Annotated in this window: 32 protein-coding genes; 14 read left to right on the top strand and 18 right to left on the bottom strand. The window is 36.8% G+C overall.

Annotated elements, in window-relative coordinates:
- The first annotated feature begins 17 nt into the window (after window positions 1-17).
- Entirely contained in the window at window positions 18-1,148 is a 1,131-nt protein-coding gene (locus tag QRD02_RS07160) for a mechanosensitive ion channel family protein (protein ID WP_290254249.1), read from the top strand.
- Window positions 1,149-1,150: 2 nt separating this feature from the next.
- Complete coding sequence (locus QRD02_RS07155; RefSeq protein ID WP_290254248.1) at window positions 1,151-2,092, top strand: YeiH family protein; 942 nt, start codon at window positions 1,151-1,153, stop codon at window positions 2,090-2,092.
- Window positions 2,093-2,204: 112 nt separating this feature from the next.
- On the opposite strand, the gene QRD02_RS07150 is transcribed toward QRD02_RS07155, so the two are convergent.
- Both QRD02_RS07150 and QRD02_RS07145 read right to left on the bottom strand, forming a co-directional pair.
- Entirely contained in the window at window positions 2,205-2,510 is a 306-nt protein-coding gene (locus QRD02_RS07150; protein WP_290254247.1) for a hypothetical protein, read from the bottom strand.
- A gap of 316 nt (window positions 2,511-2,826) precedes the next feature.
- Window positions 2,827-3,306, bottom strand: a complete 480-nt coding sequence (locus QRD02_RS07145) for a hypothetical protein (RefSeq protein WP_290254246.1) — start codon at window positions 3,304-3,306, stop codon at window positions 2,827-2,829.
- 296 nt (window positions 3,307-3,602) lie between these two features.
- Between QRD02_RS07145 and QRD02_RS07140 the strand changes: the two genes are divergently transcribed.
- The 4 genes from QRD02_RS07140 to QRD02_RS07125 all read left to right on the top strand — a co-directional run bounded on the left by QRD02_RS07140 (window position 3,603) and on the right by QRD02_RS07125 (window position 5,940).
- Complete coding sequence (locus QRD02_RS07140; protein WP_290254245.1) at window positions 3,603-4,169, top strand: helix-turn-helix domain-containing protein; 567 nt, start codon at window positions 3,603-3,605, stop codon at window positions 4,167-4,169.
- Between the two features lie 5 nt (window positions 4,170-4,174).
- The gene (locus tag QRD02_RS07135) at window positions 4,175-4,621 is read left to right on the top strand and encodes a hypothetical protein (RefSeq protein ID WP_290254244.1); all 447 of its coding nucleotides are present in this window, start codon (window positions 4,175-4,177) and stop codon (window positions 4,619-4,621) included.
- A gap of 126 nt (window positions 4,622-4,747) precedes the next feature.
- Window positions 4,748-4,960, top strand: coding sequence for a hypothetical protein (locus tag QRD02_RS07130; protein ID WP_290254243.1), 213 nt, complete (start codon window positions 4,748-4,750; stop codon window positions 4,958-4,960).
- An 8-nt stretch (window positions 4,961-4,968) separates the two neighbouring features.
- A complete protein-coding gene (locus QRD02_RS07125) occupies window positions 4,969-5,940 on the top strand; it encodes a helix-turn-helix domain-containing protein (RefSeq protein WP_290254242.1) in 972 nt (323 codons plus the stop codon).
- Window positions 5,941-5,992: 52 nt separating this feature from the next.
- Here the strand turns inward: QRD02_RS07125 and QRD02_RS07120 are convergent, their stop codons facing one another.
- Window positions 5,993-7,018 carry a helix-turn-helix domain-containing protein gene (locus tag QRD02_RS07120; protein WP_290254241.1) on the bottom strand — a complete coding sequence of 342 codons (1,026 nt, stop codon included), beginning with the start codon at window positions 7,016-7,018 and terminating at the stop codon, window positions 5,993-5,995.
- 260 nt (window positions 7,019-7,278) lie between these two features.
- On the opposite strand from QRD02_RS07120, the gene QRD02_RS07115 reads away from it, so the two are divergent.
- Complete coding sequence (locus QRD02_RS07115; protein ID WP_290254240.1) at window positions 7,279-8,289, top strand: helix-turn-helix domain-containing protein; 1,011 nt, start codon at window positions 7,279-7,281, stop codon at window positions 8,287-8,289.
- 4 nt (window positions 8,290-8,293) lie between these two features.
- Here QRD02_RS07115 and QRD02_RS07110 read toward each other — a convergent pair whose 3' ends face one another.
- Window positions 8,294-8,977 carry an SOS response-associated peptidase family protein gene (locus QRD02_RS07110; RefSeq protein WP_290254239.1) on the bottom strand — a complete coding sequence of 228 codons (684 nt, stop codon included), beginning with the start codon at window positions 8,975-8,977 and terminating at the stop codon, window positions 8,294-8,296.
- Window positions 8,978-9,167: 190 nt separating this feature from the next.
- Here QRD02_RS07110 and QRD02_RS07105 point away from each other — a divergent pair, with 190 nt between their 5' ends.
- Window positions 9,168-9,404: a hypothetical protein gene (locus QRD02_RS07105; protein ID WP_290254238.1), complete on the top strand. Its 237-nt coding sequence runs from the start codon at window positions 9,168-9,170 to the stop codon at window positions 9,402-9,404.
- Window positions 9,405-9,674: 270 nt separating this feature from the next.
- On the opposite strand, the gene QRD02_RS07100 is transcribed toward QRD02_RS07105, so the two are convergent.
- Both QRD02_RS07100 and QRD02_RS07095 read right to left on the bottom strand, forming a co-directional pair.
- On the bottom strand, window positions 9,675-9,944 hold the full coding sequence (locus tag QRD02_RS07100) for a ferritin family protein (RefSeq protein ID WP_290254237.1): 270 nt from the start codon (window positions 9,942-9,944) through the stop codon (window positions 9,675-9,677).
- 150 nt (window positions 9,945-10,094) lie between these two features.
- On the bottom strand, window positions 10,095-10,556 hold the full coding sequence (locus QRD02_RS07095; RefSeq protein WP_290254236.1) for a hypothetical protein: 462 nt from the start codon (window positions 10,554-10,556) through the stop codon (window positions 10,095-10,097).
- Between the two features lie 465 nt (window positions 10,557-11,021).
- Between QRD02_RS07095 and QRD02_RS07090 the strand changes: the two genes are divergently transcribed.
- Together QRD02_RS07090 and QRD02_RS07085 are read left to right on the top strand one after the other, a co-directional pair.
- On the top strand, window positions 11,022-12,701 hold the full coding sequence (locus QRD02_RS07090; protein ID WP_290254235.1) for a hypothetical protein: 1,680 nt from the start codon (window positions 11,022-11,024) through the stop codon (window positions 12,699-12,701).
- A 50-nt stretch (window positions 12,702-12,751) separates the two neighbouring features.
- Window positions 12,752-13,816: an AI-2E family transporter gene (locus QRD02_RS07085; RefSeq protein ID WP_290254234.1), complete on the top strand. Its 1,065-nt coding sequence runs from the start codon at window positions 12,752-12,754 to the stop codon at window positions 13,814-13,816.
- Here the strand turns inward: QRD02_RS07085 and QRD02_RS07080 are convergent.
- The 3 genes from QRD02_RS07080 to QRD02_RS07070 are packed head-to-tail and all read right to left on the bottom strand — an operon-like array spanning window position 13,813 to window position 17,250.
- Window positions 13,813-14,985 carry a glycoside hydrolase family 1 protein gene (locus QRD02_RS07080; RefSeq protein WP_290254233.1) on the bottom strand — a complete coding sequence of 391 codons (1,173 nt, stop codon included), beginning with the start codon at window positions 14,983-14,985 and terminating at the stop codon, window positions 13,813-13,815. The genes QRD02_RS07085 and QRD02_RS07080 overlap by 4 nt on opposite strands.
- Entirely contained in the window at window positions 14,954-16,105 is a 1,152-nt protein-coding gene (gene glf, locus QRD02_RS07075) for a UDP-galactopyranose mutase (protein ID WP_290254232.1), read from the bottom strand. Before glf ends, QRD02_RS07080 begins: the two co-directional genes overlap by 32 nt.
- The gene (locus QRD02_RS07070; RefSeq protein WP_290254231.1) at window positions 16,102-17,250 is read right to left on the bottom strand and encodes a glycosyltransferase; all 1,149 of its coding nucleotides are present in this window, start codon (window positions 17,248-17,250) and stop codon (window positions 16,102-16,104) included. The genes glf and QRD02_RS07070 overlap by 4 nt, the downstream gene beginning before the upstream one ends.
- A gap of 293 nt (window positions 17,251-17,543) precedes the next feature.
- Between QRD02_RS07070 and QRD02_RS07065 the strand changes: the two genes are divergently transcribed.
- From QRD02_RS07065 to QRD02_RS07055, 3 genes are all read left to right on the top strand, one after another.
- Window positions 17,544-19,040: an FAD-dependent oxidoreductase gene (locus tag QRD02_RS07065; RefSeq protein WP_290254230.1), complete on the top strand. Its 1,497-nt coding sequence runs from the start codon at window positions 17,544-17,546 to the stop codon at window positions 19,038-19,040.
- 96 nt (window positions 19,041-19,136) lie between these two features.
- Complete coding sequence (locus tag QRD02_RS07060) at window positions 19,137-19,553, top strand: transporter substrate-binding domain-containing protein (RefSeq protein WP_290254229.1); 417 nt, start codon at window positions 19,137-19,139, stop codon at window positions 19,551-19,553.
- Entirely contained in the window at window positions 19,550-20,497 is a 948-nt protein-coding gene (locus tag QRD02_RS07055) for a cation diffusion facilitator family transporter (protein WP_290254228.1), read from the top strand. Before QRD02_RS07060 ends, QRD02_RS07055 begins: the two co-directional genes overlap by 4 nt.
- Window positions 20,498-20,528: 31 nt before the next feature.
- Here QRD02_RS07055 and QRD02_RS07050 read toward each other — a convergent pair whose 3' ends face one another.
- The 5 genes from QRD02_RS07050 to QRD02_RS07030 all read right to left on the bottom strand — a co-directional run bounded on the left by QRD02_RS07050 (window position 20,529) and on the right by QRD02_RS07030 (window position 23,268).
- On the bottom strand, window positions 20,529-21,011 hold the full coding sequence (locus tag QRD02_RS07050; RefSeq protein ID WP_290254227.1) for an MgtC/SapB family protein: 483 nt from the start codon (window positions 21,009-21,011) through the stop codon (window positions 20,529-20,531).
- An 88-nt stretch (window positions 21,012-21,099) separates the two neighbouring features.
- On the bottom strand, window positions 21,100-21,348 hold the full coding sequence (locus tag QRD02_RS07045) for a hypothetical protein (RefSeq protein ID WP_290254226.1): 249 nt from the start codon (window positions 21,346-21,348) through the stop codon (window positions 21,100-21,102).
- 270 nt (window positions 21,349-21,618) lie between these two features.
- Window positions 21,619-22,407 carry a non-homologous end-joining DNA ligase gene (gene ligD / locus QRD02_RS07040; protein ID WP_290254225.1) on the bottom strand — a complete coding sequence of 263 codons (789 nt, stop codon included), beginning with the start codon at window positions 22,405-22,407 and terminating at the stop codon, window positions 21,619-21,621.
- Between the two features lie 131 nt (window positions 22,408-22,538).
- Window positions 22,539-22,667, bottom strand: coding sequence for a hypothetical protein (locus QRD02_RS07035; protein WP_290254224.1), 129 nt, complete (start codon window positions 22,665-22,667; stop codon window positions 22,539-22,541).
- A 124-nt stretch (window positions 22,668-22,791) separates the two neighbouring features.
- Window positions 22,792-23,268, bottom strand: coding sequence for a DUF305 domain-containing protein (locus QRD02_RS07030; protein WP_290254223.1), 477 nt, complete (start codon window positions 23,266-23,268; stop codon window positions 22,792-22,794).
- Window positions 23,269-23,468: 200 nt separating this feature from the next.
- Between QRD02_RS07030 and QRD02_RS07025 the strand changes: the two genes are divergently transcribed.
- Complete coding sequence (locus QRD02_RS07025; RefSeq protein ID WP_290254222.1) at window positions 23,469-23,906, top strand: hypothetical protein; 438 nt, start codon at window positions 23,469-23,471, stop codon at window positions 23,904-23,906.
- 32 nt (window positions 23,907-23,938) lie between these two features.
- Here QRD02_RS07025 and QRD02_RS07020 read toward each other — a convergent pair whose 3' ends face one another.
- From QRD02_RS07020 to QRD02_RS07005, 4 genes are all read right to left on the bottom strand, one after another.
- A complete protein-coding gene (locus QRD02_RS07020) occupies window positions 23,939-24,214 on the bottom strand; it encodes a SemiSWEET transporter (RefSeq protein ID WP_290254221.1) in 276 nt (91 codons plus the stop codon).
- Window positions 24,214-24,735 (bottom strand): DUF421 domain-containing protein, encoded by a 522-nt coding sequence (locus QRD02_RS07015; RefSeq protein ID WP_290254220.1) that lies wholly within the window; start codon window positions 24,733-24,735, stop codon window positions 24,214-24,216. The genes QRD02_RS07020 and QRD02_RS07015 overlap by 1 nt, the downstream gene beginning before the upstream one ends.
- Before the next feature lie 60 nt (window positions 24,736-24,795).
- Entirely contained in the window at window positions 24,796-25,278 is a 483-nt protein-coding gene (locus tag QRD02_RS07010; RefSeq protein WP_290254219.1) for a YciE/YciF ferroxidase family protein, read from the bottom strand.
- A gap of 200 nt (window positions 25,279-25,478) precedes the next feature.
- Window positions 25,479-26,015, bottom strand: coding sequence for an HD domain-containing protein (locus QRD02_RS07005; protein WP_290254218.1), 537 nt, complete (start codon window positions 26,013-26,015; stop codon window positions 25,479-25,481).
- Window positions 26,016-26,200 lie beyond the last annotated feature (185 nt).

Below are 26,200 nucleotides of genomic sequence, written 5' to 3'. Positions count from 1 at the left end.
TTAACATTTATTGATTTATGTCAGAGCTTTTATTAATTTACAAATCGGATATTATTTATGGACTAATTGTGATTAGTGCCATTTTTGTATTGCGGTTTTTTACCAATTTGCTGCACAATTGGTTGGTAAGACACGAAAAAAGGAAATATCCTGAGGTGCAGCCAAGAGCCGTAAACTGGGTAAAGCGAATTCTAAATACACTTTGGCTGGTTTTGGGGCTTATACTTTTAAGCTTTCTTTTTGTGAATGAAGAAAAGTATGAAGTGTTGCGTCACAACTTTAAACTTATTCTTTATTTGGGAACTGTGGCCGTGGTAACCATTGCTGGCGCCGCATCCACAAATCTTTGGTTTCGCGTTAGTATTAAGCGAAAAATAACAAATCTGGAAGACCCCACTAGTTTTAAATTCTTAAGATATATCTCTATTATCGGTATTTATACTACGGGAGTCCTTTTTGCGCTTTTGGCATTTCCGTCTTTGAAAGGAGTGGCGCAAACAGCGCTGGGAGGTGCCGGTGTTATCGCACTAATAGCTGGTGTGGCTTCACAGGAAGCATTGTCCAACTTGGTGGGCGGGGTGTTTATCATTTCATTTAAACCATTTAAAATTGGCGATGTTATAAAAGTTACAGACACTATGGTTGGGACGGTTGTAGACATTACCCTTCGGCACACGGTGATCCGAAATTTCGAAAATAAAATGATCGTAATTCCCAATGCAATTATTAATAAGGAAAAACTTATTAATTATGATTTGGGCGAATTGAAAATTTGCGAAAGAATTGAAATCGGTATTTCCTATTCCAGCGATATTTCTTTAGCAAAAAAAATAATGCAGGAAGAATGCGAAAACCATCCATTTATTTTCGATAACCGTTCGGCGAGTGACATTTTGGAAGGAAAGCCGAAAGTGAAAACGGCACTTATTTCTTTGAACGATTCCTCCGTTACAGTCCGCGCTTGGGCGTGGGCGCGAAACTATTCCGAATCTTTTGAAATGCGCTGTGATTTGCTGGAAAGTATAAAAATGCGTTTCGAGAGTGAAGGAATTGAAATTCCGTTTCCGTATCGTACTGTAGTTTTAAGAACAGAAAAAGAACCCGATAGCGACCTTCAAAAGGAGCCAACCACTAAACCAGAAAATTGAAAATGAGAGGAATTGCCAGGCGTAACGAAACTTTAGTTAAGGTACTGTTTATAATTTGTATGGTCTTGTGCATCCTGGACTTTGTTAGTAGTCCGGTGGCTTTGGTTGGCGGATTTCTATTTTCGTATTTTTTAGGTCATCCATTTTTAACACTTAACAGCAAAGCAGTGAACTGGTTACTCAAAATTGCAGTGGTAGGTTTAGGTTTTGGGATGAACTTAAAAGAAACTTTAGCAGCCGGAAAGGATGGTTTTCTGTTGACTGTTTTTTCCATTGCGGCTACCTTAATCCTTGGCTATTTTTTCGGAAAACTGTTAAAAATGAACCGCCGGAGCAGCCATTTAATAAGTTCTGGAACGGCCATTTGCGGAGGAAGTGCTATTGCCGCCGTTGCCCCGGTAATCAATGCTTCCGAAAAGGACATTTCCATTTCTCTGGGGGTGATATTTTTATTGAACTCCATAGCCTTAATAATTTTCCCTCCACTTGGGCATTTTGTGGGGCTTAATCAACATCAATTTGGACTTTGGTGCGCCATCGCAATCCATGATACAAGTTCAGTGGTTGGTGCGGCTTATACTTTTGGCGAAGAAGCATTAAAAGTGGCAACAACCGTAAAACTTGCTCGCGCACTTTGGATCATTCCGCTTTCATTATTATCTGTTTTTCTATTTAAAGGAAAAGGTAAAAGCGTGAAAATACCATATTTTATCTTTTTATTTATTTTGGCCATAATTTTGAATAGTTATTTGCCGATTCCTTTTTTTGTAACGGAAAGTATTACCACTATTTCAAAATCTTTATTGGTGCTCACCTTATTTTTAATTGGAGCAGGACTTTCCATTGAAAAAATTAAATCTGCCGGTTGGCAACCTATGATTTTAGGGGTTTCGCTTTGGGTTTTTATTTCTATCGGCGCTTTATTGGCCATTATATCGATGTAGATTGTTTTTTGAAGTGCAGTGGAAAATAATTAATAAGATACGTTCAATAAAATAAAAAAGAGGTGGTTCGAATAATGAACAACCTCTTTCTTCAAGTCCTAAACGTATTTCGTTATTCTTCTTCCTGCCATCTATCACCTCTACGGGTCGGATCTTGATTTCGTTGGTTTTCCCCAGGATTTTGTTCATTCCAGTTCTGATCGATATTAGAATTCTGGTTTTGGGTTTGATTTTGCTGTTGCCCCTGATTTTGTTCCCATTCGCGTTGTTGCTGTTGTTTATTGGGATCGTTTTTTTGCTGCTCTTGCCATTGTTGTTCTTGGCGTTGGTTTTGGGGGTTATTCATCTGATTGGGATTTTGTTGATTATCCCCCGGGCGCTCTTGGCCTCTTTGCTGGTTTTTTTCTTGTGCACTCATAACTTTTATTTTTAAATTTTTTTTATTTGATATAAATATAACCTCCAATCTTATTCGGATATAGCTTGCTAACAGTTAATTAAGATTAAATTTTCTATATTTTAACGCTACGGAATAATTTGAGGTTAATTCTTGGGAATTTCTGGGCCCTGGTAATGCTATAGTTGGCTTTTCAATAATAAATATAAAAAGGAGACTTTTTATAGTCTCCTTTTCTGAACAAAAATCAACGATAATAGCTATTGCATATGTTACAACGGCTATGGGTTTTTCTATCTTTATTCCTTCAGTTATTGAACAGCTTCCTATTGTTTTACTAATTATTTCTATTATTCTGATTTGTTCCGTTTTGGTAATTATTTGTTTGGGTGTTAGTGTTATTATTGGTGGAATTTGATCCAGCGTTATTGTTCCCTGTTCTGTTGTCCCTCCAGGTTTCGTATTGTTGGTATTGGTCGGTGCTCAAAATGTTGCGCATACTGTTGTCCATGGTGGCATTGCTTCTCCATTGGGAATTTCCGATGGAATCCCTGAAATTTGGATTTTCACTTTCAAATCGTTGAATTTGTTCGGGGCTCATATTTAATTGTTTATACATCGCCGTTGGATCATTATTTTGGGAAGCATTGGAGGCATTGGTGTTATTACCAGCTTCCATACTATCCATGTCATCAGCCGTGTCTTCAAGATTAATATCACGATTGTTCACATTGTCCGTTCGGTCGCGATTGGAGTTATTACAGCTTGTAAATCCCAAGATCATTATTGTAACTAAAACAAATTTTATGGTTTTCATTTTTTATAAGTTTATGGTTTATGGGATTAAATTTAACTGGGATGGGTAAAATTTTGTGTTGCGAAAAAATTAAAATGTTGCTCATTAAATTCTAAAAATATAGTAAAGAAATCTAAAAATAACTAGCTGCTATTTTCCCTTATAGGCCAGATTATGACATTGTAAATACAAAATTATAGGAATACCATTCATTTTTCATGTATTTGAGTTAATAGCATCGTTAATTTTAAGTTCAATATTATCATTCTAAAAATTTTATAATATGGAAATTTGCTTAACTTCAAGGCAAAAAACCAATGAAATTACATTTAAAATATGATCCACACGTTGCGATGGAGCTATTTATCAAAGATTTAATTAACTCCGTGGGTATTCCCTTCCACAAAATTAGTGCCTTTGAAATTCAATTGGATTCCCCATTGAACAATGAACAAATGAATGTAGTATCCAAGTATCTATCAAATTTCAATATTGAGATTACCCGCGACCATTCTGCACAAGTGGTAATGGAGATAAAAAAGTTGATCATTCAAATGATCCATGAGCAGAGCACGGAAAAAACCGGCGATTATCTTTGTAGGCATTTGGAGTATTCCTATAGGCATCTTTCTCATCTTTTTCAAAAAGCTACTTATTGTTCTATAGAAAGCTTCGTTATTTTCCAGAAAATTGAAATGGTAAAAAAATTGGCCATCGATGAAAATCTTACCTTGACCGAAATAGCCTTCCGCTTGAATTATTGCAGTGTTGCCCATTTGTCACGACAGTTTAAGCAAACCACAGGACTTACCTTTCAAGAATTTCAAAAAATAATTTCCGCACGCTTCCAAAGAAAAATTGTTGAAGTGGAAATCATGGGTTAGAATGAATGGAACGAACAGGATTACATTTTACGTTGGTAACGGGGGACCAAAAACATCATTTGGCCATAGCAAAAGGTTTGTCCGGAATTCCCATAAAAACTAAATTTCACCGACTTCAGGATTGTGAGAAGCTAATGGATTATCTATCCATTAACTATTCCTCAGAATACCATATTGTAATGTTGGATATGGACGATCCCGTAAACGTGGGCATGGAGTGTCTGAAAGCAGTTCGAGCCAAAACAGCATACAACAATTTAATTCTCATTGCCTACAGTCGTGTTGAGGATGAAGAAGTGATAAAGAAAATTTTCATTGAGGGGGCGAATATCTTTTTTAAATACCCCAAAACCGCATCGGAATTTGATAGCATGCTAAGACAATTAATTGTAATCAATTGGAGAGTTTATTCTACCGGCTCCGATCGTCAACATTTCGTGCTTCGGATGTAGTGAAAATATTTTTTTGTAATAAAAATTCGATTCTTTTTTTATCGTTTAAATATTTTAACATTAAAAATTGCATAATCTCCGAATTATATAAGGAAAATTGACATATATGTAAATGTTCTCTTACAAGTGATGTTTAAATTTACTTCAAACAAAAAAACTATCACTTTGGAACTTATGCTCACCCTGTTTCTAAATATTCTATGGATTACCATAATTGGTGGATGGATTGTGATTCTTACGCTTTTTGAGCATGGAATTACAGTTCATCTATTAGTATTGTTGGCAGCCATAATATATGTGCTAAAACTAATGCAGGAGGAGCTTACAAAAAGTGGATAAAATGACCTATGAAAACGAATGAACTTTTTTCCGCCTCGGCGCGGCAGGCCTTCGCCTCCCCCAATTTTTTATTATCCGCCACACGTGCGGAAAAAAAATTGAACGAACACTCTTATAAATTATTCACCCTCGGGAAGGGTATAAAATTTCTGCAATGTGAATTTAAACAGACAGCATCCCGCAACTTTCGTTTTCCGGTGGAAATTTCGAATAAATACCTATTCATATTTAACCTTAATGATAAATTGCAATTCAGCGAAAGCGAAACCGAGAGGTTCCCGCTGGGAGAGCTACATAACTTTTTATATTTCAAAAAGAAAGCTTCACTGGAAATTATTTTACAAAAAAATGGGAATTATAAATTTTGCTGCTTTATAATGGACACCTCAAATTTTGAAAGTCACGTAAAAGGTTTTGTTGGTGAAAATAGTAAGATCTATTTTGAGAAGGATATTATGTATAAAGGTCTTCCGAATTTGAAAATCTCAGATTATTTGCATAAACTTTTAGAATGCAAAAAAACCTTTCCTGAAAATCTTATCTCCTTAGGTTACGTTAATATAATTATTGGGATGTTGCTGAACCAATATATTGAAGCAAAAAGTGGAAGGGAAAAATTCCGCTCGTGCCTGCGTGAATGGGAGATTGTGGAACTTCAAAGAATTACCGAAGAAATAAGGTTGCATCCTGAACAGAATTATTCCATTAAGTCGCTTTCAAGGAAAAGCGGCGTTAGTATCCCAAAATTGCAGGAAGGTTTTAAGGAAATGCACGGCCATACCATTGCTAACTTTATCCGTGAGGTGCGGTTGCTGAAAGCAGAAGAACTGTTGGTTAATTCAGACCTAAACATTTCTGAAATAGTCTATACAGTGGGTTTGTGCAGCCGAAGCTATTTTTCGCGCATTTTTAAGAAAAAATATAAATGCACCCCTACGGATTATCAACGTCAACAAATTTCGTTAGCTGTTACAGCTTAATATATTTTTTGAGAGACAGAAGAGCCTTTTCCCTTTAGAAGAGGCTTTTTATTTAGGCAGGTTTTGCCCGGTGTAATTTCCTATAGTGGGAGGGAGTAATGTCATAACGATCTCGGAAAATTTTGGAAAAATAGCTTTGGCTGCTCAGCCCCAAACGCTCCATTATTTCAACCATAGTTATATTCGTGTTTTTTAGTAAAGAGACGGCCAATTTCAGGCGTTCTTTTTGGATGTAGGCATTCACCGAAAGCGAATATAGAATATGGAATCCGTCCTGCAATTTGTTTTGGTTAAGTCCAACCCGATGTGCCAGGGAAAGTACCGGTTCGAGATTTTCCAATTCAAGTTCTATAATTTTGACCGCTTCATCAATGGAGCGTACCTCGGAATTTCGCAAGATCCTTCTTTCATCCTTTTCGGCAAGATCATCTTCATATTGAATTAGTTGCCCAATAAGAATTTGAAGCGCCTTAGCTTGCATAAACAAATGTTTTATTAAATTTTTATGGCCAAAAGCACTCATTTCCTCAAAATAATTGGAAACTTGAAGTGAATACAAACCCTCGTAATAAAAGGAGTTTTTTGCCGTTTCGTCCTTGAATAAATGTTTTATGGATTCACTCGATTTATGTAAATAGCAGAACATTTCCCGCTTAAATTCTTTCCGAGTAATCTCAAGGCTGGAAAGATCTGTGGTAATATTTGCAGCAAAACGCAAGACATGCCCATTTTTTCCTTTGCTGGCCACAATGGCATTCTGGTATTTTGTTAGGGAATTGACGGTCCGGCTATTTTCAAAGCGGTGTTCCAGTTTTCCGCGCAGACAGTATAAGAATTTTACGGGATGTATTTTATTAACTACAAAACGGATTTCAAGCTCTTTTTTAAATTTGCATTGATATTGAATAAGTCCAATACCTCCATTAAATATAGTTCCTCGAATATAACCACTTCCCCAGTCGGCGGGGATTTTAATTGAATATTCGTTACAATTTTTAATACACTTCGTGCCAAGACATTCACTTAAATCATGAAGCACCTCATTCAACGGCAGTGAATTTATGGCAAAACTTTTCACGAATAATATTTTCGAAAAGATACAATATATTATTCCATTATGATGGAAGTTTTTTTTTTCTTTCAATGTTGGTAATTTAAATTAGTCCAAAGCCCTTTTTTAGTGAAATTCTTTAGGAAAAAAGTAACTCTAATCTTAACAAAATAAAGGCTTTAGCACTCGGTGAAGGTTGTTCCAAATTTTCGTTAATCTAAAGTTCAATAACGTTAAATCAATTGTTAATATTCCAATTTCTTTGTAATCTAAAGAAAGAAACACCAATGACGAATATCGTTTATGAGGACGGGATCGGTAAAGAGTTGATTGACCATCTAGCCGAATTTTTCGATGTAGATGTTCAAAATGAATACGGAGAAACATCCATTGCCATAAATAACCGTTTTGGAACAGGTACAGTACGTAATATGGTATTTACTTATGGCGTGAATTTAATGCGTTTTCACCTGACGTTTCGTGAAGATCTGAAATTAACTTTTGCATTTGAAGATGTAGTGCCCCTAGATTTCATTTTCCTCACCCGCGGAACTGTCGATTTCATTATGCCTTCAGAAACAGTTCATACTCTTAAAAGCTATCAGAACGTAATTGTCAATTACCACAAAAATTCTAACAATGATTTTATTTTTCCTGCGAAGGAAAGTGTTCATCTCAATATAATACGTATTGATCCAGAAGAATATATCAAGAAAAAGAACAATAATATTGAATATTTACAGGCAGATTTGCAGGACATCTTTAACTCTAAAAAGCCCGTTTCCATTTATAGCCATTTCGGCAACTTCAATTTAAAAATAGCAGATCAAATCCAACAATTGGAGGCCATACCGCATGACGGCATTGTTAGAAGCTTAATAATTGAGGGCCATATGAACATTATTTTGGGCCTACAATTGTTGGAGCACGAGAATTTCATAAATAATATCTGGCTGCCCGAATCAATATCGCAAAAGGATATTGAGAAAATCCACGATGCCACAAACTTTATTCAAGCTACTTTAAGCGAAAGTATATCAGTTAACGCGATTGCCAGAAAAGTTGACCTTGTGCCCTCAAAACTTCAATTGGGGTTTAAATTGCTTTTTTCCCAAAGCGTAAGTGAATATATTAAAGAATTAAAGCTGCTCAAAGCCCGGGATCTGTTGAAAAACACAGAGCTTTCAGTTTCAGAAGTGGTTTATAGTATAGGATATAAAAACAGGAGCTATTTCTCCAGAATTTTTTCGGAACGCTATGGGATATTGCCTACAGAATACCGTAAAAATTTAAAGTAGCACGCTATTTCTTTGTATACGGTTCCAGCATTTGCAAAGTTTTTTTCCCTTTGCCCATTATGGCTGGATTTACAGCATGCTGTTTTAAATTTGGGGATGAGATATTTTCGAGAAAAATACTAAGGGCATCTGGTTCTATGTGATTTCCAATCCATAATTCTCGCTCCTTTTTAGCAAGAATTATCGGTAGGATGGGAGTAAAACTAGTTTTAATTTGAAAATGGGTTGATTTTTTGGTAAGAAGGGTAAACGTAATGAAACCGTCATCCGTTTTATTATAAACTCCTGCCAAACAAAATGCCTTTTGCGAATCCTTAGAAGAAAACCAGGGTTGCAAATTTTTGTTTTTTAAAAAATAATTGAAATAACCAGTAACTATAATATAGCATCGCCGTTCTTTTAGAGCTCCGTAGAGCCAATGTTCAGGCTGTATAGTTTCAAGGTCCGTGGAGAGTGAAATTTCATAATTTTGAAAATGCTGCCAGGCTTGGGAATAATTTTTTGGTAAAATACCCCAAATTCCGAATTGAACGGCATCAGGAAAACCGGAAGTAACTAAAATGGCAGAGGTTTCCTCACGGCCATTAATTATTATTTGCGGCTTATAAATATTTTGAAATAAAAATGGAATACCTAAATAAGTTTCTATTTCTGATTGAGTAGCGGTATTTGATAGATGCGTGATCACCGGACGAAAGTCTGATTTTTTAATATTAAATGAATGCAATATAAAACTGAAAAATTCAACTTATTAATTCAAAAAATACAAATCTTATACTATATTAATTTGCTGTAAATCCAATAAGGCACATATTTTTATTTATTGCATAAATACAGGCAGAAATTATCTGCCATCTTTAATCGATAAAATAACGGATATGGAAAACGATAATTTACAGAACCTAAACAGAAACGCTGAAAATGATTTGGAAACCAAATGGAATGATATTGCTCCATCCTACAGAAAAATGTATCCATCTATAACAGAACAGGATGTGGATTATCGCGAAGGAGAATTTGACTCCATGACAGATCGTATTGCAAAGAGAACCAACCGAAGACGTGAAGACGTATTAAGCGAGATAAGAGACTGGGAAATGGGCAGCAACTATTGAGGAGTAGCCAGAGCCGATTTCTTATTATGGACCGTTCATATTTTTGAACGGTCTTTTTATGTTTTTTGACTATTTTATCGGAAGTTACCAGAGGAAGTAGCAGTGCTTAATGGATTATAACACAAGAAGGAGCAGAAATTAAATTATCAATGATCGGTATTATTCATTATCCATTATTGAAGATTTAAGATGTTTTCTGAAGTAGAAATTTGTTTTTAAAATTTGATTATAATTTAATGTCCAAATTGTTGAGTTAAACTTAGTCTCTTTCTAATTTTTTTTAAAGGGATAAATTTGCCTGGGTTCCAAAATTTTATGAAGAATATTTTGGTGATGTCGGGTTTCTTTTAAATGATTTTCGACAAATGTTTTTATTTTCTTATTTCCGGCTTTTTCCGCCATTTTCACTACTGCCAGCAATAATCGATACATGCTTTTCTCAGGAGGCTGATTCATAAAATTTGAATTCTCATTTGGCATTTCCTCAAAAGTTATTATAAAGAAGTTGTCCAAAAAGTAACTTTCAAAGTCTTTTCCCATAAAGTTGAAAATATTCATATCTAAAACTTCTGGACGCCTGCTTTAAAAATTATGTTACTTCTTAGACAACTATCTGGCTAATTAAAATAATACCCATTAAAAAAATTAAGATAATCTGTGTTTGCAATTAATCGTTTAACCTTAAAATAATTAAAACCGTATGTCTGGATTGTCTTTGGACCACTGTTGATATTGATTATACTGCGTGTCATTTAATATCGGTCTCAAAGTTTGGTCCCGCTGCATCCTCATATCATCATTGTTCATCGTATTTCCGGGATTGTTTCTCATCCAAGTTTCATTAGCAGTATTTGAAGCATCTTCATAGCGCCTTATTTGCTCGTCAGTCATATTCAAATTCGAATACATCTCGCGCATTTGCTGCTGCCGCACGGTATTGATATTTCTATTTACCGTAGTGGTTGAGGGTTCGTCTATTTCAGGTGTGCGCGAATCACGATTTGTGTTCACGTTCGCATTATAAATAGTTCCTGTAGTATCATCCCTTCCATCTGTATTGTTGGTTGTGGCAGCGGGAGCAGTACTTCCGCTGCCACAAGAGGTTAGGATTGCCAAAAAGGCAATCATTAAAAGTGAAGTTAACTTTCTCATAGTTTACATTTTTAAAAATTAGAATTTTTTATTACTAATTTAATCGAATTCATTTACGAAAGTGTGCGCGGAAAATGATTGTTTTGCCTCAATTAAAACCCAATAATATCTTAATAAAAGGAAAAGAAATAAACCGAAGCAGTGGTTAAAAGTGTCGCCATAACTGCCACTATCATATATAAAATTAAAATTGTGTTCGGATTAATAGAGGAATTGTTAGTTTGAATTTTATAAAATCGCGCAGCCATAATTTAGTATGTAAGATGAATTATGATTAGGGGCGGGGGTATCCAAAAATAAAAACCTATTGTGTCGGTAAGTAGTGCAATCAATTAAATGATTGACTGAATAAAATGGACTTACACTAAAAATGAACCTATGCAAAAAATTATTTTTTGCTGTATAAATGATTTTTATTGAGTTAAGAATGGCGAATCTTTCTAGCTATTTTTCAAATAAAAAACTATGGAGACGACTACATTTTTTCTAAAAAACTTTGCATTTTCAACCCTTTTACAACCGTCGGAGTATGGTGATGGGTTATTCATTTTCCCACGTTATGCCATGATAATAATTGCCGGCGTGATCTTGGCGCTCATTTTTCAAATAATTTTCGTGGTCCTTTCCGTTTCTTTGGGCATTTCCGCAATAGGCGATTTTCGGAAGAAATTTGTAAAAGCTTCAAACCATACTGGAGATAATGTTGGTGAGAAGCTCAGAAAGGAATATGAATTCTCGCAAGATTACAACAATCATGGGCCGGGAATGGGAGAGAATATATCCACCGCTTTTGGCGTGTGGTCCATGATTACCACCAGTTTGGCGCTATTGTTCGGAACAATGTTGGCCTTGAACTTAGCAACTGTTTCTACTTTTGGAATCAATGTAACCCTAGCTTTGGTTATTTGGGCTATCTTTTTCCTCATTCTATTTTATTTGGAAATAAAGTTTGCACAAACCATTATTGGCGGATTATTTTCCACAGTAGTGGGAGCCTTGAAAAATACATCGAGCTCAATTCAACAGCTATTTTCAAAATCCCCCAATGATAAAATTGAAGAAACTATTGACCATACCATTGAGAAATTCAGAAAGGAATTGGTGCCGAATTTCAATTCTGAAAAAATTTCCAATGTTTTGGAAAAATTTCTTAATAAAGTAGATAAAAAAATGCCCGATTATGATTCGCTTAAAAATGATATCAAAGAAATTGCAAAAGCCAACAAGCCGCAGAACAGTTCGGCAAAATGGATGGCCGTGCAGCAAGTGCTCACCCGATTGATTGAAGAAAACAGCGATAAAAAAAATGACAATTGGACCGCCCTCGCTCAATTGGGCAAGGAAATTAAGGAGCAGGCGAAACAGGAGAATTCCGTCAAGGACGGCGCAACTACCATCATTTCGGAACATACTAATTATTCAAAAGAGGATTTGGATAAGGTTTTGGAAGGGTTTAAAAATTTTGTGGGTCAAGCCACTCCCTCAAACTTAAATATTGAAAATATTCAATCCGAACTCAATAAAATATTTAAGGGAGAAGAAACGGTAACCGAGGCGTTTGTAAATAATTTTTCCGTCTCGCGGGAAGATTTATTAAATGTTTTGAAGAGAAACACGAACATTCCGGAAGCCAAACTTGAAGAATATGCCGATACTGTGGAAAAATCCATTACTGATTTTCGGGAAACCTTCAGCAAAAAGAATTTAGAGGATTTCACCCAAAAATTGGAGGAGCGCATAAAAGGTTTCCTAAATATGGATGCAACGCAGAACTTTGATGCCACTGCTCTTAAGAATGAATTTGTTCACTTAATAAACAATCCATCGGAGGCGTTTGAGAATATTAAGTATGCAATCGCTAATTTTAACCGAAATGATTTTGAGACATATTTAGTTCGAAATAATCTGGTGAGCCAAGAAAATATAAATAAGGTTTCCGACCAATATGAAGCTGCTGTGGCGGAAGTAAAATCGCAGGTTGAGGAAATTGAAATCAAAGCAAGACAAGCATATGAAATGACTAAACGTAAAGCCGTAATCCAAGCGGAACATGCTCGAAAAACTGCGGCCATAGCGGCGTGGTGGTTGCTAATTACCATACTCGTTGCGGGCGCGACCAGTGTGCTTGGCGTCTATAGTTTTTGAAAAATAATATCCAGGTAGTACAGATTATAATTTTATAGTATCTTTCGCTAATGGAGATAAAAAATTGGTTTCGGCACTCATTTATATTGATAGTGGGTGCCTACTTTTTGATATTGGGACTTATTAAGGCGCAAGTTTTTTTCGCCCCTTTTGCCACCGCCGTCATTCTCAGTTTGATGATGCTGCCTATAGCCAATAAGCTGGAAAGATTTATAAAAAGCAGAAATTGGGTTTCAATATTGTGTACGTTTTTACTCTTTCTTATAAGCCTATGTTTTATTGGACTGATTTTGTATCAGGCACAAATTTTTATCGAGGATTGGCCAAAATTGAAGGAGACTTTGGCTCCGAAATGGCAGGAATTGAAATCTTTTATAACTCAAAATACACCTATAAAAGAATCGGATTTAAGCGGAATAGAAAGCGGCAAACAGTTGGAATCAGTGGGTGATGGTAGCGGCGGAAGCACTTTGGCCGGAATGTTGGGAAAGGCATTTTCATTTCTCGGCAATTATCTACTTACGTTTATTTACGTTTTCTTTTTGTTGAATTACAGAAACCATTTCAAACTTTTTCTGCTGAAAATATTTCCTGAGGAAAAAAGAAATGAAGTTAAACGCATTATAAATGAATGCGCTCGCATTGCCCCCCGCTACTTGGCCGGAAAAGCTACCATGATTGCCATTCTCGCCGGGTTGTATGCCATAGGCTTAGGGATTTCAGGCATTGATAATTTTATTTTGATCAGTATTTTGGCGGCTCTTTTCTCCCTCATTCCATACATTGGTAATATTATAGGTTTTGCACTTGCCGTGGCTTTAGGTTTTGCCGCAACGGGAGACACCAGCGTTCTCATAGGCATTGCGCTAACCTTTGGGGTTGCACAATTTGTGGAAAGTTATATTTTGGAACCTTACGTGGTGGGCGACAAAGTGGACCTGCATCCGTTTTTTGTAATTCTGGTGGTAATAATCGGCAATTTAATGTGGGGCGTTATCGGTATGATTTTGTGTATCCCTATTCTTGCAATTTTGGTTGTTATAATATTGCATATTCCCACTTTAAAACCTTTAGGAGAGCTATTGGCGGGAAAAATTGACGGAAAAAAGAGCTAGGCGTCTATGGCTGATATTTCTTTGCTTTTAAGTTTTTTATCATTATTCGTAAATAGGGGAGTGCAATTCTGTAATGATTTTAAATAGGGCAAAAAGGGAATTCTATTTTTATGTACATCCAAATCCCAAATGCCACAGTTGGAGTATGAATTAAGGTTATCCCAATCGGGCCGGTCGATAACGGGATAAATACATATTCCGCGAAGGTCAATTTCCATTTCCAATGCTTTTTTACATTCCGCGGAAATTTCTTCCAACCATAAATCCCGATCCTTTCCGAAGTGTCCAGTTTCAGTTAAAATTATTGGTTTGTTATATTTGAAATAAGCTTCAAAGAGCAAGTGGGATAATGGGGTATGTTTTTTTTCAACATCCGGCCAGGGCAGCGTAACATTTAGATGGTTCCATTGATTGTTATAATAATAATTGAAACCCAATGCATCCACCAAATTTTCATCACCTCCCAATTCAGGACATTTCCTTCCCAAAATAATATCCATCGCCTGAAATTGAAGGGAATTTAGCTCTTCCAATTTTTGGGAGTCGATCGTGTCATCGGCAGCGTGAATTTTCACAAGTGGCTCCACGGCCATAATTACCGCGCAGGGTTCAATAGTTTTTATGGCTTTTATGGCTTCAATTTTCGCTTTGCACAAATGATATTTTATATCCCATCCGGAGTTGACAGCAAAGGGTACCGTACCGCGCATATCGCCGGAATGCCATGATAGAAAACTTATTTCATTTATGGGTATCAGCCAGGGGCGCTGGTTGCTATGCCGCAAATGAAATTGAAGAAACTGTTCGCAAAAGGAAACAAAGCGCGATACGAACAGGGGGTGGGTGGGAACCAGATCTTCCGGATATCCAAAATGGCACAAATCCCAAATAATTTGAATCTTATATTTTCGTGCCGCCTTAAAAAAAGGCAACAATGCAGAGAAATCAAAAATATATGGTTTCACTTCAACGGCGCTCCAGCAAACTCCTTCCCGAACTACGGAAATACCCAATCTTTTCAAGGCTTCATAATCATCCGCAACGCGAATGTGATGGTGGGTTTCGCGTTGCAGATTGATGCGCTCACCGGATCGGTTTATATGGTCGGCACATTCAAAACCGCCCATAAAAAAACTGTTAAGTGGCGGAAGAGGATTTTTCAAGTTCATGCCTTGTTTGGATTTTATTTTCCAAGGTATCAAATAGGTCCAAAGCGTTTTTAAAGGCTTCGTCCATATTGAAGTATTTATAATTTGCGAGCCTTCCCACAAAATGTATCTGCGGGTGCTTTTCAGCTTCCAATTTATATTTCTGGTAAATCGCCCGGTTTTTATCGTTCAAAACTGGATAGTAAGGCTCCCCTTCATCGGTGGTATATTCTTTTACAATCGTGGTTTTGTCCGATTTTTGGTTACCGAAGTGTTTGTATTCCACGATACGGGTAAAATTCACTTCCATTCCGGGATAGTTCACCACAGAATTCTCCTGAAAAAATTCTTTATCTACCGTTTCCGAAACAAAATTAATGGAGCGATATTCCAACTGATGCTCCACACTGTGCTTGAAGGAAAAAAATCTGTCAATTGGGCCAGTATAAAATATTTGTTCAAACCCTCCAATAGTTTCCTTTACATCGAAATAATCGGTGTTCAAACGGACTTCAATATTGGGATGGTTCAATAGATTTTCGAACAATTGGGTATAACCGCCTAAGGGAAGGGCTTGATATTTATCCGAAAAATAACGGTCGTCCGTATTGGTGCGGACCGGAATGCGGTTCAAAACGGAGGCATCCAATTCCTCGGGATATTTGTCCCATTGCTTTTTAGTGTAATGGCGAAACATTTTTTCGTATAAAACCGTGCCCACTTTGCTGATTACGGCTTCCTCTCCATTCGAGGGATTGTCAATTTCCACACGGTTTTCTTCGAGCCACTGTTTCATTTCTTCCTCATTTTGGATATTGAGGTTGAAAATGGAATTAACCGTATTGATATTAATAGGAATATTTACCAATTGCCCATCAACTTTCGCCAGCACTTTATGTTCCCACGGATACCAATTTGAGAATCGATTCACGTATTCCCAAACGTCCTCAAAATTTGTGTGAAAAAGATGTGCTCCATATTTTGACACCAAAATTCCATTGTCGTCAATATAATCGTAGCAATTGCCGGCTATATGGTCGCGTTTTTCGAGAATTAAAACTTTTTTTCCCGAATTTGCATAACGTTCGGCCAACACTGATCCTGATATTCCAGCGCCAATTATCAATATATCAGCCATCATTGTGCAACTTTTTTAATAAGAGTAAACATTTGTGAAACCGTATTGTCCCACGATGTTTTGTGCAATATTTCACAATAGCGGGCGGAATAGTCTACTTTATCCAATTTCACGATGGATTCGAGCGCGGTGCAAAACTCACTCTCAGTTTCCACAATATGTACGTGTTCTTGATAATCGCGAACCACATCTTTTACAGGCGTTGAAATAATAGGTTTTCCGGCAGCCATATATTCCAAGGTTTTCGTTGGGCTAATGTATTTTGTTGCATCATTTAAGGCGAAGGGCATCATCGCAATATCAATTGCTTTGAGATAATTCGGTAGTTCTTTATATTCTTTCATCCCGAGATAATGGATGTTCTCCCGTCGCGGAAGGTCATTTTCATCAATTTTTGCCAAAGGTCCAATCATTACAAATTGAAAGTGTGGCAGCTTTTCCGCAGTGGCGGCAACCAACGGCAGGTCAATGCGCTCATCAATTACGCCAATATAGCCCACAACGGGATGCTGAATATTTACAAGATCTTCCGGACAGGGCAACTGACGCTCCACTTTTTTGAAATGCGGCAAGTCCACCGAACTCGGGAAGCAATGCACGTTTTGGGAGAGTTTCGATTTTGACTCATATAAAGATTTACCTCCGGTGAATATGATATCCGCTTCCTTAATTAGATATTGTTCCTTTTTCTGCAATGATTCCGAAGCGCCTTTAAACAGGGAAAGTTCATCCATACAATCGTAAATTATGGTGTTCACTTTTAAATCCGGTAGCAGCTCAGCAAAAGCGGGGGAATAAAACCACGCGTATTCAAATGTCTGTAGGTTTAATTTTTTCAGAATTTTTCCGATGTCAGCCAACGTTGAAACTTTTGGCTGCATTACGGTTAAATTTGCCGTCACTGTTTCGAGATTGTATTCAAATTCTTCCGAAGAGGAGAAAGGTATAGGCTCTTCAATAAAAAGAATTTTTTGGGTAGCTGACAGTCGGCTAATAATATGTTGGGGCCTTTGGTAAACGAACTTCCATCGAAGGTGGCAGAATACCACCATGTCATAATTTGTATTATCCTGCCGTCTTTGGGTTTTATTTTTTGCCAGGACATCGTTATGCAGGGATCCCGTCTTTTTTGTCTTTATCTTAGTCATAATAGCTTTTTTTTTAACGAAATTACATTCGACAAAAGCAGTTGAGGCATCCTAAAAAAATTTATTTGTGTCCAAAAAATTTTATTGATTGCTCATTTAAAATTCAAATAACCCATATGCCATAAGAGCGTTAAAACACTGTGAATGGTTCTATTTTATGGCCTCGAACAGGTCCATTTTTTTTAACCCAATATTTAAATGCTTGTTAAAAATGGAAGACCAAGTTGCGGCCCATTTCTTTCTTATTTAACTTTAGTGGAAAAAGGTAGTTTAGGTAAATTAAAATTTTAGGTATGGAAACAAAACCAATATGGAGCGAAAAGTCAATAAAAACCAATTTTCCTCAGCTAAACAAAAACATTAGAGTTGATGTGGCAATAATTGGTGCTGGAATTACCGGCATCACCACAGCCGAACAATTAAAAAAACACGGCCACAAAATTGCGGTTTTGGAATCGAGAGCCGTGGGAAAGGGAACTTCGGGCCAAAGTACCGGAAATTTGTACGCCGTTACCGAATATCCCAATTATGAAATTGAGGAAAAATATGATCTCGAAACCGTAAATAAAGTAGTGCAATCTCGCAAGGCAGCACTAGATTATATAACCAATAATATTAGCCAATTCAATATTGACTGTGATTTTCAGGAGCGTTCCATGTTTATTTTTGAGAACGACGGCGATATCGATTTCGATAAGGAAAAAAGCGTCGCTCAAAAAATAGGTCTTCCGTTTACAGCATTAAAAAATGGGCGAATTCCTTTTAATTTCAATGAGGGAATTGAATATCCCAACCAAGCACAATTCAATCCGTTGCTTTACATACAGCACATGGCGAAGCATCTTCACGACGAAAAATGTAGTATTTATGAAAACACACGCGTTTTAGAAATTGATGAGAAGGATGAACATATAATCCTTAAAACTGAGACGGCAACTGTTACGGCAAATTATGTGATCCATGCCACACACACGCCTATGGGTTTGCATATTCAATACCACACAACTTTGGGCCCGTATCGCGAGTATGGAATTGGGGTGAAGCTAAGAAACAATCAATATCCCGAAGGTATTTTTTGGGGCCATTTTGAGAATAAAAAATATTCCGTACGATCTTATATATTAAATGACGAACCATATTTATTGTGCATTGGAAGTATGCACAAAGTAGGGCAGGCGAAGGATAATAAAGAGCATATACGCGAACTCGAAACATTTGTGAAGCATCATTTTGAAGTGGAACGAATCACGCATCGCTGGGGTGGGCAGAATTATAAATCGGCCGATTTGCTGCCGTATATCGGGCAGAAATCTGCGGGCTCAAAACAATATATTGCCACAGGATTTTCAACGGATGGATTGATTTATGGGGCCTTGGCCGGAATGCTTTTGGCTGATGAAATTAACGAAAAGAAAAACCCATTTGCTGAACTATATAAAGCTTCCCGCCATCAACCCCTTAAAGCTGCATCCAAATTTGCGAAGGAAAATTTAAACGTTGCCGCACAACTTATAAAGGATTTTTCAATGCCCGGATTTGATTCGAAAGATGTTGATTTGGAATTAGGAGAGGGAAAAATAGTGCAGGTAGACGGTAAAAAAATGGCAATACACAAAGATGAAATAGGAAGCATAACCAAACTTTCCGCCATTTGCCCACACATGGGCTGTACCGTACATTGGAACAACGCCGAAAAAAGTTGGGACTGCCCCTGCCACGGTAGCCGTTTTGATGCTGCGGGCTGTGTTATTGAAGGACCCGCGTTCCACGGCTTGGCCAAGATTAAATAATTTTTGGACGAAATGACTTAGAATTTGTCGAATAACCGAAAACTTTTTTATAAATATTTCTAAGAGAAATAAATTGATAATATTGGTTTAAACTCTATGCAAAAGTTTATTATAATTTTCTGTGTCCTCTTTTTTTGGTGGGGATGCGATTTACCGCGTGATACCAAAGACACTTTTGAAAAAGCAAAAAAGGAATCTCTACACGTAGGAGTTGTGGTTCGTACCGATTCGCTTTCTTCGATCAGTGTATTTGAGAAAAATTTGATGGATCAATTTGTTGCGGCAAATAACCTAAAAGTATCCTATAACCACAGTACAGAAACCCAGCTTGTGAAACAGTTGGAAAAAGATAAAATTGATATTATTATCGGCGGATTTACAGAAAAAACTTTATGGAAAGATAAAGCCGCCCTAACCGCGCCCTATGATAAAGAACATGTTTGGTTAGTGAAAAAGGGAGAAAACAGACTTGTTTTCGAAATTGAAAAATTTTTTTATAATCAAATGCAATGAAACAATTCAAAGATTTCGAGTTACCGCCCGATCTTCAACCGGTAATGAAAAAAGTGCGCAAACTCGAATACATTACAATCGCTTATTTAATTTCCGTAACCGTTCTAATGTACCTGGTAATGGGAACTTCGCAGGCAATGAAAACCGCTTGGTTAGAAGATGTGTTGAGTATGCTTCCGGCAATTTCATTTTTAATAGCTTCCCGAATTTATGATCGCCCGGCGAATGCAACTTTTCCATATGGGTACCACCGCGTTTTTAGTATCGCATTTTTGACGGGCTCTGTGGCACTGTTCGGCATGGGGCTTTATTTGGCGGTGGATTCCTTGATCAATTTGATAAAAATGGAGCACCCCACCATAGGCAGTACCTTTATTTTCGGACATCAAATTTGGATGGGATGGATTATGATTGCGGCCCTTATTTACAGTGGCGCGCCGGCGGTATGGTTGGGTTATAAAAAATTGCCACTAGCAAAAAAGCTTCACAATAAAATTTTATATACGGATGCTGACACTCAAAAAGCCGATTATATGACTGCTTTAGCCGCAATAATAGGAATTGTCGGAATAGGTTTTGGACTTTGGTGGGCTGATGCACTTGCGGCACTTTTCATTTCATTTTCGGTGATGAAGGACGGTTATAAAAATTTAAGAAATGCAATTTGTGATTTAATGGATAGATATCCGGTGGATATAGAAAAAGAAAAACCACACCCCATAGTTAAGCATATCGAAGAAATGGTAAATGGCTGGGACTGGGTTATAGATTCACACGCCAAGTTTCGGGAAGAGGGGCAGGTTTTCATCGGGGAGGTACAAATAAGGCCAAGGGAGCAAACCGATATCATAAAGAATTTAGTAAAAGGGAGGGAAGAAATCCTTGCCTATCATTGGAAAATTCATGAAGTTACCCTCACGGTCGGCACCGAATGGGAAGGATAGTCAAAATTTTTCAAATATTCCGTTTCTGCAATTAAAGGCGCTCTTCCGTTTCCTGCTTTTTGGAGGATTCTCTTTTGTTTTTTCTTTGAATGAGTCGGGAACAATAACCAAAAAACATGTTTATCAAAATTATCAACACCGTACTGGCCACTAGCGGAACATACATTTTAAGAGCTGCCAAACAACCCAATCCCGCACTGCACCAGATTGCAGCGGCAGTTGCCAAGCCTTTGATATTTCTTTTTCCTTGAACGATTACCCCCGCGCCCAAAAAACCCACTCCCACAATCACTTGACTAATTATTCTGCTAATATCTACGTCGGGTAAATTGAGAAATTGATAAGATATATTTACATAAATGGCAGCTCCTACAGCAACAAGTGCATTTGTTTTTATACCTGCATTTTTATCCTTTATTTGCCTTTCAATGCCTATGCAAACCCCGGCAGCCATAGCTATTACTATGTTTATTATGAAATCGGTATTATCCAATTCTGTCATATTCTGTAGCATTTATAAATTATTTAAATAAAAAATCCTTCCGAGAGCGACCAAGAAGGAAGGATTTTTTGATGAAGCAATTTGCTCCACTGTTATCTTTTTATATTGGGCGATCAGCTTCCGGTAAATCTTGAGGGGAATCAGGTGCTATTTCCGGCTCATTTATTTCCGGTTGTTCCTTCGGTTTTGGAACCGGAACTTCATTTGGATTAACGGGCGGTGTTTGTTTTGGCTCCGGTACTTGCGGAACCTCCGCCGGAGATTTTGTGATAGGATCTTTTTGCGGCGGAGGAATCTTTGGCACCTCAAGTGGTTTATTTCTATTCGGATTTTTGTCAGAATTACCCATTTTAATTAAAATTTATTTAGTTGGATTATTTTAAGAATATAAAAATACTTCCAATTGATAACTACCCCGTGCTGAAAAAAATAAAAAATTAATCCAAATCCTATTGATGAATCTACCGTAGATGTTTTTTAGGTAATGCGACAACCTGTGCTAATTATAAATTAGATTCTTATCAAAAGGCCAAGAATTTTTTAGAAAAACTAATATCAGAAAACCAAACCACACAATGTGAATCGTTGGAACCGGTTTCAGCCAAGAAGAGTTAGAAAATCAAATATTGATTATTGTAAAGGCATCGGCGCTTTTCAGATCATCCAAACTTTTCCAATCAATCGGCATCGCGACTGAAGCAGTGTCGTTGGCCCTTACGGAGTAGGGGCAGACGGAAGTTTGTGCATAGGCATTTCGCAAATAGTCCAGAAATATTTTTCCATTTCGTTTATTCTTTCTAATGGAGGTGGTAAAAAGTTCGGGATGCTCGTTTTCTAGGTTTTGAGCGTGGTTTTTTGCAATTTCCTTTATTTCATCAAAGTTCTTTGTTCTTCTGATGGACGCCCACACATGAAGTCCGTGCTGGCCAGTGGTCATTATTTTCGGTTCCTGACCTTGATTTCGCATATAATCCCCCACAATTTTAGCTGCTTTTTTTATGTCCTCAAATGAATTTTCCGATGGATCCAAATCAAAAACTATTTTGTTTGGTTTATTAAGCATATCTTTTTGTGATAACCAAATATGAAAAGCGATCGTTCCTTGGTTGGCCAAATACACAAGAGTTTTTTTGTCATTGCAGATTATTTGGGTATTGGTGCCATCTTCAGTTTTAACTTGTACCGTTTTTATAAAATCGGGAAAATAGTCCGAAGCATTTTTTTGATAGAAGCCATCGGCGTCAATTCCATTCGGAAAACGATGTAGGGTAAGTGGTCTGTTTTTCAAATAAGGCAGCATTTTTTCGGCCACTTTATGATAATATTCCACCAATTGTAATTTGGTGATTTGTTTTTGTGGGAAGAGAATTTTTTCCGGATTTGTAATTTCGGTTCCTGCTAACTTCATATTAGGGAGTCTTTCGCATTATGCAATGCAATTAGATTTTCTTTGCTTCTTAAAATTAAAACATTTTTAGTGAAATAATAAAAGCCTTTCCATTCCGAAGAAAGGAAAGGCTTTTTCATAAAACAAAAGACCTATTTACGTCTGGAATTTTCTTTTTTTTCGGTTGCGGTGTTCTTATTATTATCCGACTTTTTCGCCGCCGGCTGGGTTCCGGAATTTTTCTGATTGGTGTCTCTGTTTTTTTCCTTTTGTGTGCCCATGGAAATATATTTTAAAATTAATATTAAAATTAAAAGACATTTGAAAATTGGATGCGTCATAACGCGAAGGAGTTTAATCCTATAAATACAGAGCAGTTAATTTTTCATAATTATAGTTTTCCTTTCAGTGCTCCTTATTTTCTATTCTTTTGATATAACGTTTCATTTCAGCAATCTCTTCTTCCTGAGCTTCAATAATTTCTTTCGCCAATTGTTGCACTTCGGGATCTTTGATTTTTGCTCTTTTACTGGTGAGTACTGCAATGGAATGATGCGGGATCATGGCCTTCATATAAGCTACTTCGCCTACTGGAATTTGGCTGCGCACCAAAATTAAAGCCACTAAGAAAAGGCCAATGCTGCCCCAAATAATAATTCTATTTTTCATTTTGTTTTTATACATGGGCCGCATAAAACCCCACATGATAATCGCCATTGCGGAAATGCCCAGACAAACCATATAAAAACGGGTGAGACTAAAATATATATGGTCCCAAGCGTAAGTGTTCAAATACATTGTAATGTACATTGCAATAAAGGAACAGGCCAACATTAGTGCAAATCTTGAATAAGCTTTTGAGGTATCATGTGATTTTTTCATTATAACTAAATTTGAAAGTTTTGTTTAAAAATATATAGTTTCAGAGAAAATAATGAAAAAATTGGAGGACGCCTAATCTCGATTTTCATTGAGTTAATTTATTTTCCGATTCAGTTAAAATGGAAAATAGAATGCAGTAATTTTAAATATTGAGCACTGGAGGGAAGGTGCATTTTTTAACAATTTAAAAAGGTACATAAATGGGGTTTCACATTTTTATTATTGCGTGGATTGCGGCTATCCTGACTATGACAGGATTTAGTGCTTTAATTACCCAACTTTTGAAACGGGAACTGCGTGAACACTTGTTGCTGGCACAATTGCTACATACATATAAAGGACACAGTTCGGGAAAACCAAGTGTGCTCATTGGGTGGATTGTGCATTTTGCTTTCGGACTTTTTTTTATGGCTTGTTACGAACTTTTATGGATGCTTACAGATGTAATAAGATCTTTGTGGTGGAGTATTATTTTTGGAATGCTCATTGGTCTGGTGGGGATTATGGGATGGAAGGTGATGTTCAAAATACATCCCAAACCGCCGGAACTTCATTTTAAAACGTTTTATATCCAGTTATTTTTCGCACATATAATATTTAGCGTAACTGCTTTTTTAATTTATTGGTTTTTTAAATGACCATTTTACTCTTTGGCAACAGTGGGAGGGATTTAATCATTCTCTTTTTCTTTGGATTTAAAGAAAAACATTAGCACCAACATTGAAAGATTTAATAGAAATGAAACACCGTTGGTAATAATAATGGGCAAATCGTTTTTAATAATTCCATAAACAACCCATAGGCCAACACCCAGAATTAATATTGAAAACATAATGGGCGATACGTCCATTACTTTTTTGGTGCGCCATGATTTTATGATTTGTGGAATAACCGCCACGGTGGTGCACGCCCCTGCCACGAATCCTAATATTTCTTCAATTTCCATTATTTTAGTTTTACGTCTTTCATTATCCATTGTTCAAGTTCCTGTTCATCGTTGCTTCGAAGTACCACCATATCACCCGTGGTTTCAAAAATAACCGCGCGGACCTGTGATAGGGCAATCACGTTTGCTTCCCTTAATTTGGCACGTAAATCACCCTCAGTAACTTGGACTTTTTTTAAATTTTCATGTAATATTTCAGTTCTGTCCATTAATAATATAGGTTCGTTATCAATCACTTTTTGAAATTTTCTGAAGCGTCGAAAGTATGCAGCGGTTGATTGAAGCAGATAAACAGAAAATAAACCAATAATACCTTCGTACAAAGTAACTTTCTGTGGAAGGGTTGTAGAGGCAATAATAGACCCAATGGCGAGCGTCATTGCAAAGTCAAAACTGGACATTTTACTGAAACTGCGTTTGCCAAAAAATCTGGTGAATAAAATGACAGCAATATAAATTCCCAGGCAACTAAGGAATATATGCAATGAATTCATAAGAATTTCTTGTAATGAATTTTCCATTCTGTATTTTTTTTATAAAAAAAGCCCGTTTAAACGGGCTTTTTCCTATTGTAAATCCTATTATTTAGCTTTGGCATTCAACCTTTTTTCGGCTAAATCGTTAAGTTTTTTGTCAGCGTTGTATTCTTCATCCAACGTTTTTTGGAGTTTTTTAGCAATGGCATCGTGCCCCAACTCCTTTGCGTAACGTACCGCCGTGCCGTAGCCGGAAATTTCATAATGTTCCACTCGCTGTGCTTCGGCAATCATGCCTGCATTTAGAACATCATCGTCATCAACTTCATCCATAAAATCCTCCGCTTCTTTTATAAGCCCTTTCATGGCCTTGCACGTTTCGCCTTTTGGATCTATGTCAAGTTCGTCACAAATTTCCTCCAAACGTTTTTTCTGTTCTTCGGTTTCTTCCAAGTGGTCTTCAATCGCCTTTTTTAATTTTGCGTCCTTAGCCTTTTTGGCCATTTTGGGCAAGGCTTTAGTAAGTTGATCCTCAGCGCTGTAAAGATCCTTTAATTGATGTTCAAAAAGTTCTTCTAAATTTTTCATCGTTATAGAGTTTTTTTTAATTCAACTATAAATTTAAAGATGATGAACGAACCATTCCATGGCTTTTAAAATGATTTAACAGTTAATAACCAAATGGATTAAAAAAATTCGTTTTGAGCAAAAGAAGCGTGAAGGTTTCATAAGGCATTTTTATATTTCAAAGCGCTAATAAATTATCTGGGAAAATGTAGGATCTACAATTATTTCTTGCTGTTTCCCAATCTTTTTTTGGCGAGATCTATTTCATATTTAGCCCTTTCCCAAAGGTTTGGATCGCCGCCTTTAAGGGCCTGCAATAGTGAAGCCATTTCAGGAATATATCTTTGTGCGAACTGTGGGTCGTTTTTGGAAATGTCCGGAGTGTTATCAATAATATCGGCCAATTTAATGGTCTTGGCGGTATTGCTTATTAATTTTTGTCGCTCAACCTCTTTTTGTTTACGCTTTTTTCGATTGAGCGATGGATAACTTTCCTTGATATATTCGTCAGTGAGTTCGTCAACAAGTTTGGCAACATCCGGGCCAAAATTATCTTCTATTTCAGCGAGGGTTATGGGTGTATCCTCTACAACGTCGTGCAAATAGGCAGCACAGACCATCGCGGAATTGTGAGGTACAGTTTTAAGAATTTCAACCACACGTTTGGGATGTTCAATATATGGCTCATTTTTGTATTTGCGCCGTTGTGTGCCGTGTGCTTCGGTGGCAAAAAACAAGGCTTTTTCTTCAATTTCCATACTATTCATTTTCCATATTCTTTCTAAAACTACAGAATTTTATGGCGAGGGAAAGGCAATTTAAAATTTGTTTAACGGAGCGCAAAAGGCTTATCGGTATAGCTTATAAAATTGATGCTTTCAAATTGAAAGGATTCAAAAAAAAATCCCTGTAAATCGCTTAATTCACAGGGAAAATTAAAATA

This window comes from Aequorivita aurantiaca (genome assembly GCF_030410135.1).
Taxonomy (GTDB): Bacteria; Bacteroidota; Bacteroidia; order Flavobacteriales; family Flavobacteriaceae; genus Aequorivita; species Aequorivita aurantiaca.
The sequence above is the reverse complement of the archived record's forward strand: the minus strand, read 5'-3'. Positions and strand labels throughout refer to the sequence as shown.